Source organism: Polaribacter sp. (assembly GCF_051251875.1).
Lineage (GTDB): Bacteria > Bacteroidota > Bacteroidia > Flavobacteriales > Flavobacteriaceae > Polaribacter.
In genome coordinates this window covers 1-12,417 of sequence record NZ_JBPOGL010000031.1, presented here as the reverse complement: position 1 = coordinate 12,417, position 12,417 = coordinate 1, and the positions used below count along the sequence as shown (strand labels likewise).

Below are 12,417 nucleotides of genomic sequence, written 5' to 3'. Positions count from 1 at the left end.
GCCAAACAAGCATCCGCAGAAATTATTATGGGAAATAAAGTTGCAAAAGAAAATTATCTACTTCCTTGAATGATGAATTTATTGCGGGTTCTGGAATTGATATTTTAAAATAAAAATTACTTAAACATATTTGTATTGTAAAATCACCTTTATATATTACAGTCATGAAAAATTTTATACTAATATTAACTTTTGTTTTAATTTCTTGTAGTGCTAAACCTAAAAAAGAAAAGCAAATAGAAAAGACTAATTTAGTACCTGTAAAAGAAACTACTAAAATTATTGTTGCAGCAAACCAAACGGAAAAATATTTACCGTTGCTTAAAGGAAAAAACATTGGTATTGCAGCCAATCAAACAAGTGTTATTTTTAAAGGTGAAACCAATGTTCATCTTGTAGATTCTTTAGTTTCTTTGGGAATAAATATTACTAAAGTTTTTACTCCAGAACACGGTTTTAGAGGAAAAGCAGATGCGGGTGAATATGTTGCAGATGGTATTGATGCTGCAACTGGTTTGCCAATTATTTCTTTATATGGTAAAAACAGAAAACCATCGTTAGCGCATTTAAAAGGTATAGATGTAATGTTGTTTGACATTCAAGATGTGGGCGTACGTTTTTATACCTATATATCTACCTTGCATTATATAATGGAAGTTTGTGCAGAATTAAAGATTCCGTTAATAGTGTTAGATCGTCCTAATCCTAACGGACATTATATAGATGGACCTGTGTTGCAAGAAGAGGCAAAAAGTTTTGTAGGATTACATCCAGTTCCTACAGTTTATGGAATGACAATTGGTGAGTATGGAAAAATGATTAATGGTGAAAAATGGTTAAAAAATGGCATTCAGTGTCATTTAACGGTGATTCCATTAACGAATTACACACATAATTCTGAGTACAATTTACCAATTTTACCTTCACCAAACCTACCAAACGCACAATCTATTAATTTATATCCTAGTTTATGTTTTTATGAAGGAACAAATGTAAGTGCAGGTAGAGGTACAGAAATGCAATTTCAAATTTTTGGTTCGCCTTTTTTGGCGAAAGATTATTATGATTTTAGTTTTACACCACAACCAAATTTTGGTGCTAAACATCCAAAACACAATGGAGAAATTTGTTTTGGTAAAGATTTACGAAGAAATAAAAAGTTAAGCGGTATAAATTTAGAATGGCTCATAGAATCTTATGCACATACAAAGTATAAAGAAAAGTTTTTTAATAAGTTCTTTGTAAAATTAGCTGGAACAAAAGAACTACAAAAGCAGATAGAAGAGGGTGTCTCATTTGAAAAAATAAAGCTCAGTTGGCAGAAAGATTTAATAGCGTTCCAAAAAATTCGAAAAAAGTACACCCTTTATGAATAATGTACATCTTTAAATTTCGATTTGATTTTTGGTAGATACTTTTAACTTTACGTGTTAAATTTCATTTTTTGACCAAAAAGAAGTGCTAAAAATTAGTCAATTTTAAAGAATCGTTTTTTTATCTAAATAACTTATGTATATTTGGTTAACCAGTGTGGTTAACCAAATTTTTTATTTTAAAGCTTTTAGGTACATCATTGTAATCATATTAACAGCAGTTCTAATATCAAAGTAGTAAAAAAACAAGCATTTTAAAGTGACAGAAAATGGAGTTGACCCGCTTTTTGAAAAAAAAATAGTAAACTTTTATCTTAATTTTTATGAAAAAAATAGCCCTTATTTATGTTCTTTTTTTGTCTTTGATTTCTTTAGAAACAACAGCACAAGAATTTATGGTTTCTAATATTTCCGAATATAATGAGACTATTAAAAAGGCAAAAGCAGGAGATGTTATTGTCTTAAAAAATGGAGTTTGGAAAGACGTTGAAATAAACGCTTATGGTAAAGGAGAAGAAGGCAAACACATTGTTATAAAAGCTGAAACCGCCGGAGAAGTAATTATTTCTGGTAATTCTACTTTAAATATTTATGGAGACTATATTATTGTAAGTGGTTTATGGTTTAAAAATGGAAATTCTTCTTATAAATCTGTGGTTCAATTTAGAAAAGACTCAAAAATTTTTGCAAATAATTGCAGGTTTACAAATTCAACCATTTCATATAACAATGTTCATGAAGGAATTAAAGATCATTGGGTAGATATTTGGGGAAAAAACAACAGAGTAGATCATAATAATTTTACCGGAAAAACAAGTCCAGGAACTACATTGGTAGTTTGGCTAAAAGGTGAGGAACATATAGAAAATAATCATAGTATTGATAACAATTTATTTGGTCCAAGACCAGAATTAGGCACAAATGGTGGTGAAACAATTAGAATAGGTACAAGTACAAATTCTAAGAAATCTTCTAAAACTCTCGTAGAAAGAAATGTTTTTCAGAATTGCGATGGCGAAATAGAAATAATTTCTAACAAGTCTTGCGACAATGTTTTTAGAGACAATTTATTTGTTGGGAGTAAAGGAGCATTAACATTAAGACATGGTAATAATGCTTTGGTAGAACGTAATGTTTTCTTAGGAAATGGTGTTGCTAAAACTGGAGGAGTAAGAGTTATTAATTCAGATCATATCATTAGAAATAACTTGTTTATTGGCTTAAATGGAGATGGTTATAGAGGTCCAATTGTAGTGATGAATGGTGTGCCAAATTCACCTTTAAATAGATATGAGCAAGTTAAAAATGTAGACATACAAAACAATACAATTATTAATTCAGGACCAATTTCTTTTGGAGAAGGAAAAGACGATGAAAAGTCTTTAGCCCCTATAAATACCAATTTTTCTAACAATATAATAGTCCATACTAAAGTTAGTAAGAATATTATTTTTGTGGATAATGTAGACGGAATTACTTTTAATAGTAATTATATAGATGCGCCAAATTCTGAAGTCATTAATGGATTTTCTTTAACAAAAATTGATTGGAATGAGATTGGTACTTTTCCTATTCCTACAGTAAATAATGCCGACTTATTAACCGTTACAAAAAACAGTAAAAGTATAGATACAGATATTACAAATGCTGAAAAACAGCGCTTTAATGCAGGTGCTTTTAATTTAGGTTCTAAAGATTTACCAAAAGCATTAAAGTTAAGAGCTGGTCCTGGTTGGAAACCAGAAATTATTGCACCAGTGATAAAAGCGGAAGAAATTACGGTAGAACCAGGTGAAGAAACCTTAAGAAAAGCAATTGGTAAAGCTGCGTCAGGATCTGTATTAAAATTAAAAACAGGAGAATATATTCTTGAAAAATCTATTAAACTTACTAAAAATATTACTTTAATTGGAGACAAAGGAGGGGCAACCATTATAATAGCTAAAAAAGAATTAGAAAAACCTTTGAGCTATCTTTTTAGAGTAAATGAAGGAGTTACTTTGCATTTGAGCAACGCAATTTTAGACGGTGTAAACTCTGATTTAAAATATGCTATTGTATCGCCAGATAAACAAGAAAAGGAACTTTATAATTTATTTATTGATAATATTACCTTCCTAAACTTTAAAAACACCAATGGAGGGTCTGTTTTTAAAGCGTATAATGGAACAAAAGCAGATACCTTAAGTTTTAAAAATTCAAGATTCGAAAATAATTTTAGAGGTTTAAATTTATCCTATGATAAAGATATAATGGGTATGCATAATGCAAATATCATTCTACTTGAAAATACTATTTTTAAAAATATTGAAGAAGCGGCGGTTAATTATTTTAGAAAAACACCAGCTGTAGATCTTCCCGGAGGTAAATTAATTGTGAGAAACTGTGTCTTTAGTGATGTATTTAATCAAGAAAAAGGGAAGGTTTTAAAAACGGATGGCATTCATGCAGTAGAAATTACCAATTCTGTTATTGAGGGTAGTTATAAAATAAAAGCACCTATAGATTTAGAAGGAAGGTTTAATTTTATTAAAAATTGTTTAATACATGATAGTGGTTTTGTAAAAGTATCTGTTGGCGCACAACAAGATAATATTATTTATAAAAATCCTAAATGGGAAGACAAAGTTCTTTTTGTCCCAAGTGATAAATCGCCACTATTAAAGGATAATAATGATGTTGAAAATATAGGTTTAAAACAGTAAATATAATTTTGGTGTAAACCAGTATACATACTTTTTAAAGTTTAAAAAGTAAAAACAGTAAATCCCCATTATGTGTCATCTCAATGGGGATTTTTTTTAACCAAAATAGTTTTCTTGTTTTTTTAATCTCGTGAAACAGGTTTATTTTTATAAGCAATTTGTAAGTAATAAAAAGAGGAATTACTAAGCCTTTTTTTAGGCGATTCGTTTAGGATAAAACCGACTAAATTTGAAATTGAAATAAAGCAATGTCGTTTGCTTTTCTTTAGATAATTTCATGAGATGAGTGTGTAAAAGTAGTATCATTTGTTGTTTTTAGATGTTTTTTTAGAGTTTTAATGAGATTTATTTCAAAATGAAATTTTTATTTATCTACTAATAATCAGTTTATTACCTTGTGTTTTAAAATAAAACACATAGAACCGTAATATTTAATTAAAAAAACCTATATTTGGGTGCCCAAACTGGTTAACCAGAATTATGACGAAAGAAAAATCAAATATTATATTTATCATGGGAGTTTCTGGTGTTGGCAAAAGCACTATCGGAAACTTATTGTCTAAGAAGTTAAAGATTCCTTTTTTTGATGGAGATGATTTTCATCCTGAAAGTAATATTTTAAAAATGTTAAAAGGAGAACCCTTAAATGATCATGATAGATTGGGCTGGTTGCAGACGTTAAATAAATTGGCAATAAAGCAATTATCAATGAAAGGTTGTGTAATTGTTTGCTCAGCATTAAAAGAAAAATATCGAGACATTTTAACTGCTAATATTGTAGATCACTCAAAATGGGTTTTCCTTAATGGATCATTTGAACAAATTAAAGAAAGAATTAATCAGCGTGAGAATCATTTTATGAGCTCAGATTTGTTAAAGTCTCAATTTGATATTTTGGAGGCGCCAAAAAAAGCAATAGAAATAAATATAAACTTAACACCTAATAATATTGTAGAAATGATTAGTACGGAAATCTTAAAAAAGTCAGAATTTGGTTTGTTTGGATTGGGAGTTATGGGTAAAAGCCTTAGTAGAAATTTAGCAAATAAGGGATTTAACATATCATTATTTAACAGACATGTAAAAGGAGTAGAAGAAGATGTTGCAAAAAACTTTAAGAATCAATTTAAAGAACTGTCAACAAGTCTACCTTTTGATGATGTAACAAGTTTTGTGAATTCTCTTCAGAAACCAAGAAAAATAATGCTGATGGTAAATGCCGGTAAAACAATAGATTTTGTAATTGAAGATCTTTTGCCATTTTTAGATGCTGGTGATATTTTAATTGATGGAGGTAATTCTAATTACAATAAAACAAAAGAACGCTTTCATTATTTGAAATCTAAAAACATTCGTTTTGTTGGAACTGGAGTTTCTGGTGGTGAAGAAGGAGCTTTAAAAGGCCCCTCTATTATGCCAGGAGGTGATAAAGAATCATATAAAGAAGTTCAGCCTTTTTTAGAAGCCATTGCAGCCAAAGACGTTAATAATTTACCCTGTTGCACTCATATAGGAACAGAAGGAAGTGGGCATTTTGTAAAAATGGTTCATAACGGAATTGAGTATGTAGAAATGCAATTATTAGCTGAGGTGTTTGTATTGTTAAAGGCTTTGGGGTATAACCCAGATCAAATTGCAGACATTTTAGAATCTTGGAAAGAATCAACAAATAGTTATCTCTTAGAAATTACGATTGATATTTTAAGAAAAAAAGAAGGAACTGATTGGTTGGTGAATAAAATAATGGACAAAGCAGGAAATAAAGGAACAGGAAACTGGACCACTATAGCAACGGCAGAATTAGGTGTACCAAGTACTATGATTGCTGCTGCATTGTTTGCACGTTATACTTCATTTTATAAAGATGAACGCATTGCTGCAAGTTTACATTTTGTAGAAAAAACTACTCATAATTTAAACCTTACCACTGAAGATATTTTAAAAGCATATCAATTTGCAAGAATTATTAATCATTATCAAGGGTTTAAATTAATTCTGGAAGCTTCTAAAAGTTACAAATGGGACTTAAATTTAAGTGAATTAGCTAGAATCTGGACAGGTGGTTGTATTATCAAATCTGATTTGATGGCAGAATTTGTTGACATCTTTAAAACAACAGATAATTTGTTAACCAATGAAACAATAATTCAAAAAATAAAATCATTAAAACCAAGCGTTAAAAAAGTGGTTTCTGAATGTATTTTAAATGAGTTGGCAATTTCTAGTTTTAGTGAGTCAATTAGTTTTTTAAATAGTTTTGCAGTTGCAAATTCATCAGCAGATTTAATACAAGCTCAACGAGATTATTTTGGCGCACACACCTATCAAAGAAAAGATGATGATTCAAACAAATTTTATCACACTAATTGGATAAATAACTAAACTAAAACAACAATAAACATGGCCACAACCGAAAATAAAAAGTCATTACTAAAAAAAATAATTGCGATTATTTTAGGATTTGGTCCTGGAATCTTTGCCATTGGTTATACCATTGGTACAGGTAGTGTAACCTCTATGATTGTTGCAGGAAGTAAATTTAATATGCAATTATTATGGGTACTTTTATTAAGCTGTACTTTTTCTGGAGTGTTAATGTTTGCCTACGGAAATTATGCGTTACTAACAGGAGAAACTGCGCTTTATGGTTTTAAAAAACATTTAAAATACGGTAAAATTTTAGCCGTCTTAATTATTATTGGTATCACTTTTGGGCAATGGAACTCACTAATGGGTATTTTAGGAATTTCGGCCAATATCATTTTTGAAATTCTTGCAGTAAATTTTGATGGTTTAAGTGCTTATAAGTATGAAACCGTTTTAATAACTGCCATTATTATCATTGTAACTTTTTACTTATTAATGTTGGTAGGTAAATATACTTTCTTCGAAAAAATACTTGTCATATTTGTAACCTTAATGGGGTTTTCATTTGTGCTATCATTATGTTTTGTACAGCCCTTACCTTTAGATGTTGTTAAAGGATTAATACCCACCATACCAGATGTTGTTGGCGGAAAAATGTTAGTTGCCGCTTTTGTAGGAACCACAATGGCTTCCGCTACTTTTTTATCGAGACCCTTATTTGTAAAAGGAAAAGGATGGACCATTAAAAATTTAGATCAACAGAAAAAAGATGCTATTACGGCAGCAATTTTAATTTTTGTAATCAGTGGTGTTATTATGGCTGTTGCAGCTGGTGCTTTGTTTTATGAAGGTAAAGAAGTTACTCAGGTTTTAGACATGGCAAATACCTTAGAGCCAGTTGCTGGTAAATGGGCAGTTTCTATTTTCTTTTTTGGTGCTTTAAGTGCAGGTTTGTCGTCTATTTTTCCTTGTTTATTAATAGCTCCTTTATTAATTGCAGATTATCAATCTGGAGAGTTAGATACCAATTCTCGTCAGTTTAGAATTATTACTGCCATTGCTTGTTTGGTTGCGCTAATTGGGCCAGCCTTTGGGGCAAATCCTATAGAAATTCAGATCTTATCTCAGGTATTTAATGTTTTTGTGTTACCAATTGTAGTACTAGGTATTATATTGATGTTAAGAAGTAAAAAGGTAATGAAAGAGTATAAAACAAATCTAGGCGTATACATTGGCTTGTATGCAGCTTTGTTCTTTTCTTTGGTAATTTCTTACAATGGTATCTTAGCGCTTTTAGATTACTTTTAAATAATTAAAGAGGGTTAATAAGCATAATTAATAAGATGTATCTCTAACTTAAAAATAAAGAATTACTGTGAAAATAAGTTTAATAGATGATAATTCGAATAGAATTTTACAAAATGAGGTCATCTCTAAGATTTGTGAATTGATTAACGCTAAAAATTTAGAGCGTGGAGATAGATTGCCGTCTGAAAGACTTATGTCAGAGAAATTTAATGTAAAAAGAAATCATATTAGAGAAGCAATTAGAAGGCTAGAGTTTTATGGTATCTTAAAATCCATGTCTCAAAGTGGTACTATTTTGGCAATAGGATTAACAGGTTTTAATGGCATGGTAGATGAAATAATCTCTTTAGAAGCTCCTTCTTTTAAGGAACTTGTAGAAACAAGAATATCACTAGAGTTAAAGACCGTTAAGTTAGCTGCTGAAAGAAGAACAGACGCAGATTTAGAAAGTATAAAAGATGCACTGAATGCTTTCAAAAATAAACTTATTTTGGGAGATGATTATTTAGAAGAAGATTTATTATTTCACTTAGCTATTGCTAAAGCAAGTAAAAATAAAGCAATGGTTTCTTTAATGTTACTTATAACGCCGCCAATTCTCATAACCTATGAAAGAGATACGGTTTGTGAAGGAGATTTAGTAAATTCTGAAATAAAAAAACACGAAGATATCTATAATTCAATAGCATCTCAAAACAAAGAACTTGCTAGTAAAAGCATGAAAGATCACTTTTATAAATTATCAAAACACATAGAAAAAAAAGATATAAATGAAACTAAATAATATAAAAATGAAAAAACAAATTAAAACTTCCTCATTAGTATTCCTAATTTTTGGTGCTTTATTAACACTTAATAGCTGTAAAAAAGAACCGAAACAAAATGATAAAAAAGAAGTAGAGAAAACCGTATTTGCAAGTGATGTTATTCCGTTTTTTGATGATTGGAAATTGATTTTAGGTGATGGTTCTAATGCCGGAATTGCAAATAAATTTGAAAACAAAGATTTCTTTTATACTACAAATGATGCCAATGGGGCATGGGTTGTTTTTAAATCGCCTAATGGCGGAGACACACACGGTACCTCAAACAATACAAGAACAGAATTGGCACAAATAAAAAAATGGTATCCAAAAACAGCGAATGATAAATTATCAGCAACGCTTAAAGTGATGAATGTATCTGCAACTGGTGATGCACGCGTAGCAGCTTCACATGCTGTTGTTGTAGGGCAAATTCATAGTGCTGATGCATTTGAAAACGAACCGCTTAAAATATTTTATAAAAAATATCCTGGTCACACCAAAGGGTCTGTTTTTTGGCATTATGAAATTAATACGGCAGGTGATGATAATGCTGTAAGATGGGATTTTTCTTCAGCTGTTTGGGGAAATGACTTTTCTGTAGTTGGTAAAGAGGCAGATACGTATCCAGAAGAACCTAAAGATGGTATTGCTTTTGGTGAAGAATTTAGTTATGAAATTCATGTTAAAGATGGTATTATGAACTTAACATTTACCAGTAAAGGGCATGAAACAAAAACCTTTACAAAAAACTTAATAGTATCTGAATATACTTCAAAAGCAGATATTCCTGAACAAACACAAAAACTATTTGTACCAATTGGTCAAGATGGGGTAGAACGTAAAGAAGCATATACCGGAGAAGGTTGTTTTTTTAAGCTTGGTTGTTACAATCAAACAAATGGCAAATCTCCTGATGTAAATAAAAATTGGTGTTCTGGAGCTGAAACGCATGATGGAGACATTCAAAAACAATATGCAGACGGAAACTACGCGGAAGTTTGGTTTAAAACTGCAAGTATTTTGGTAAGTGATGCTGCCGTATCTAATGAAGGCTATTTTACTAAAAACGATTAAAATAATTATTTAAGAAAAGTATATTATGAAAAACAATAATAAATTAGTTGGTAAAAATGTTCTTATAACTGCTGGAGCTCAAGGTATTGGAGAATCAATCACAAGGCACTTTATTGATTGTGGTGCCAATGTTGCTATCCATTATTTTTCTAGTGCAGATACGGCAAATAAACTTGTTGAATACGCAATTTTTAAAGGACAAAAAGCAGTTGCCATTTCTGGTGATTTAACAAAAGAAGCCGATGCAATTTCAATGGTTCAAAAAACAATAGAATCTTTTGGCGGTTTAGACATTCTAATTAACAATGCGGGTTCTCTGGTTGCTAGAAGATTATTGGGTGAAATGGAAGCTGAGTTCTGGCACAAGGTAATGGACATAAACCTTACATCTATGATGTTTGTAACAAAAGCAGCTGCTCCTTATTTAGCAAAAAACGAGCATAGTAGTATTGTTAATTTGGCGTCACTTGCAGGCCGTAAAGGAGGGCATCCAGGCTCATTAGTGTATGCTACAAGTAAAGGTGCTATATTAACTTATACACGTGCACTATCTACAGAATTAGGACCTCAAGGAATTAGAGTGAATGCCGTTGCTCCGGGTTTAATTCTTGGCACGTCATTTCATAATACGCATACAACTAAAGAATCTGCGGCAGAAACTACTGCAGGTATTCCAATACAAAGAGCAGGTAATGCGGCAGACGTAGCTCGTGCTGTTTTATTTTTGGCATCTGAGTTTGATGGTTTTATTTCTGGCGCTACATTAGATATTAATGGTGGCGTTTACAATATGTAGTTTCCTCTAAAAAATAAAAACACTAGGTAAAATAAAAGTACCTAGTGTTTTAAATATAATCATTTTCTAAAAAATTAATTTATGTTAAAGACCGCAGTTATACACCCAACAATTATGGAAATGCTTGCGCGATCAGGTCATTTTGCGCAAGTTGTTATTGCAGATGGCAATTTACCTGTTGCTGCTATGACAGGCCCTAATTCTACCACAGTACATTTAAATTTTCGTCCGGGTTTATTAGATGCAATTACAGTATTAGAAGGTATCTTAGAGGTTTGTCCTGTTCAAGGTGCAATTGTTATGGAAAAACCTGCAGAAGCCAATGCAGAAATACACCATGCGTATAAAGAGTTACTTGGAGATGTAACCTGGGACGAAATGGAACGATGGGCTTTTTATGACAAAATTAGAGATCAAAATACTACATTAATTATTCAAACAGGAGAACAGCGTAGATTTGCTAATTTGATACTAACAGTAGGAGTTGTAAAAATGGCAGAAGAAAGTGGTTTTTAAAAACTTTAATAAGGTTTGTATAAAGTAATACTCATCAAAAACTTAAAAAATTATAAAATGAATATAAAAAACAGTAAATCAATATTTCAATTTTTTTTAATGATTGGTTTTATGGCAGCACTAACAAGTTGTGATAAACCTGCTAAAAAGTCTGAAAATAAAACTACAAAAGCTACCGTGTATCCTAGTGATGTAATTCCGTTTATGGATGAATGGAAAATTCTTTGTGGTGATGGTACGGCTTCTAAGGATTTGGTGAATTTTGAAAACAAAGATTATTTTTATGTTTCTAATGATGGTACAACTAATTGGGTAGTATATAAAACACCAAACTCTGGTATTACATCTAGAACATCTAGTAATACAAGAACAGAATTAGGTCAGAAAAAATATTGGAAACCTATGGAAGGCGGTAAGTTAACAGGTACTGCTAAAGTAATGCATGTTTCTACCACTGGCGATGCAAGAGTTGCCGCTTCCTACGCAGTAGTAGTTGGACAAATTCATGGAAATGATGGACACGAAAACGAGCCATTAAAAATATTTTATAAAAAATTTCCTGGACACAAAAAAGGTTCTCTTTATTGGAATTATGAAATTAATACCGAAGGTGACAATTCTGGAAGATGGGATTTTTCTACCGCAGTTTGGGGGTATGATATGTCTGTTATTGGATCTTCTCCAACTACTTATCCAGAAGAACCCTCTGATGGAATTGCGTTGGGAGAAGAATTTAGTTATGAAATAAATGTATACGAAGGTATCATGTATTTAACTTTTACAAGTGAAGGTCATGAGACTAAAAAGTTTACTAAAAATTTATTAAAATCTGAATTTTCTAAAAAAGAGGATATTCCGCAGCAAATATTAACGTTATACGCATCAATAGGTAGAGATGGAGTTGAAAAGGAAAACGCTTATGCAGGTGAGTTACAGAATTTTAAACAAGGTGCCTACAATCAAACAAATGGTAAGAATCCTGAAGATAATTTGGTTTGGTATACCGGATCTGAAACCTATGATGGTGATATTGCTAAACAATATGCAAATGGATGCTTTGCCGAAGTTTGGTTTAAAGAAGCAACTGTAGGAGCTGGTACAGCACCTAATTAAAAATATATGTTTTCTCAATTATGAACTAAGAAATAATAAACCTACCAAATTGAATTCTAACTGAATGGATTCATATTGTATTTTAACTAGAGTAGGAGTATTAGGTTTTGGTTGATGTTAAAAGAAGATTTCTTTTTACAATATTATGCTTTGCTCAAAATGCTATTATGTAGTGTTTTGGGCTTTTTTTTGTTCTGTAAAACTGAAAAGAAGTATTCTTTGATTCACAGGTTTTATTTTTGAACACAACAGCACGAAATTAAATTGCTAATGTTTTATTTGTTGTTGAACGAATCCTCCCTATCGGTCGGAAGCCCTTCTGACTGATTCAGAATAGGTTGTTCTTTTGTAAAAGTAAT

At 31.0% G+C, this 12,417-nt stretch carries 9 protein-coding genes; all 9 read left to right on the top strand.

Annotated features, from left to right (window positions below):
• Nucleotides 1–164: 164 nt before the first annotated feature.
• The gene (locus tag ACSHW5_RS13110) at nt 165–1,376 is read left to right on the top strand and encodes an exo-beta-N-acetylmuramidase NamZ family protein (RefSeq protein ID WP_435676595.1); all 1,212 of its coding nucleotides are present in this window, start codon (nt 165–167) and stop codon (nt 1,374–1,376) included.
• A 320-nt stretch (nt 1,377–1,696) separates the two neighbouring features.
• Nucleotides 1,697–4,078, top strand: a complete 2,382-nt coding sequence (locus tag ACSHW5_RS13105) for a polysaccharide lyase 6 family protein (RefSeq protein ID WP_435676594.1) — start codon at nt 1,697–1,699, stop codon at nt 4,076–4,078.
• Nucleotides 4,079–4,558: 480 nt separating this feature from the next.
• Complete coding sequence (gndA, locus tag ACSHW5_RS13100; protein WP_435676593.1) at nt 4,559–6,460, top strand: NADP-dependent phosphogluconate dehydrogenase; 1,902 nt, start codon at nt 4,559–4,561, stop codon at nt 6,458–6,460.
• Between the two features lie 18 nt (nt 6,461–6,478).
• Nucleotides 6,479–7,753, top strand: coding sequence for an Nramp family divalent metal transporter (locus ACSHW5_RS13095; RefSeq protein ID WP_435676592.1), 1,275 nt, complete (start codon nt 6,479–6,481; stop codon nt 7,751–7,753).
• 67 nt (nt 7,754–7,820) lie between these two features.
• A complete protein-coding gene (locus ACSHW5_RS13090) occupies nt 7,821–8,537 on the top strand; it encodes a FadR/GntR family transcriptional regulator (RefSeq protein ID WP_435676591.1) in 717 nt (238 codons plus the stop codon).
• Nucleotides 8,538–8,544: 7 nt separating this feature from the next.
• Complete coding sequence (locus ACSHW5_RS13085; protein WP_435676590.1) at nt 8,545–9,633, top strand: polysaccharide lyase family 7 protein; 1,089 nt, start codon at nt 8,545–8,547, stop codon at nt 9,631–9,633.
• A 25-nt stretch (nt 9,634–9,658) separates the two neighbouring features.
• The gene (locus ACSHW5_RS13080; RefSeq protein ID WP_435676589.1) at nt 9,659–10,429 is read left to right on the top strand and encodes an SDR family NAD(P)-dependent oxidoreductase; all 771 of its coding nucleotides are present in this window, start codon (nt 9,659–9,661) and stop codon (nt 10,427–10,429) included.
• A gap of 81 nt (nt 10,430–10,510) precedes the next feature.
• Entirely contained in the window at nt 10,511–10,945 is a 435-nt protein-coding gene (locus tag ACSHW5_RS13075) for an RbsD/FucU domain-containing protein (RefSeq protein WP_435676588.1), read from the top strand.
• A 57-nt stretch (nt 10,946–11,002) separates the two neighbouring features.
• Complete coding sequence (locus ACSHW5_RS13070; RefSeq protein ID WP_435676587.1) at nt 11,003–12,058, top strand: polysaccharide lyase family 7 protein; 1,056 nt, start codon at nt 11,003–11,005, stop codon at nt 12,056–12,058.
• The last annotated feature ends 359 nt before the right edge of the window (nt 12,059–12,417 follow it).

Bases quoted from the DNA above. Each gene is read 5' to 3' on its own strand.
- ACSHW5_RS13110 (WP_435676595.1), top strand. From the start codon at position 165: ATGAAAAATTTTATACTAATATTAACTTTTGTTTTAATTTCTTGTAGT.
- ACSHW5_RS13105 (WP_435676594.1), top strand. From the start codon at position 1,697: ATGAAAAAAATAGCCCTTATTTATGTTCTTTTTTTGTCTTTGATTTCT.
- gndA (WP_435676593.1), top strand. From the start codon at position 4,559: ATGACGAAAGAAAAATCAAATATTATATTTATCATGGGAGTTTCTGGT.
- ACSHW5_RS13095 (WP_435676592.1), top strand. From the start codon at position 6,479: ATGGCCACAACCGAAAATAAAAAGTCATTACTAAAAAAAATAATTGCG.
- ACSHW5_RS13085 (WP_435676590.1), top strand. From the start codon at position 8,545: ATGAAAAAACAAATTAAAACTTCCTCATTAGTATTCCTAATTTTTGGT.
- ACSHW5_RS13080 (WP_435676589.1), top strand. From the start codon at position 9,659: ATGAAAAACAATAATAAATTAGTTGGTAAAAATGTTCTTATAACTGCT.
- ACSHW5_RS13075 (WP_435676588.1), top strand. From the start codon at position 10,511: ATGTTAAAGACCGCAGTTATACACCCAACAATTATGGAAATGCTTGCG.
- ACSHW5_RS13070 (WP_435676587.1), top strand. From the start codon at position 11,003: ATGAATATAAAAAACAGTAAATCAATATTTCAATTTTTTTTAATGATT.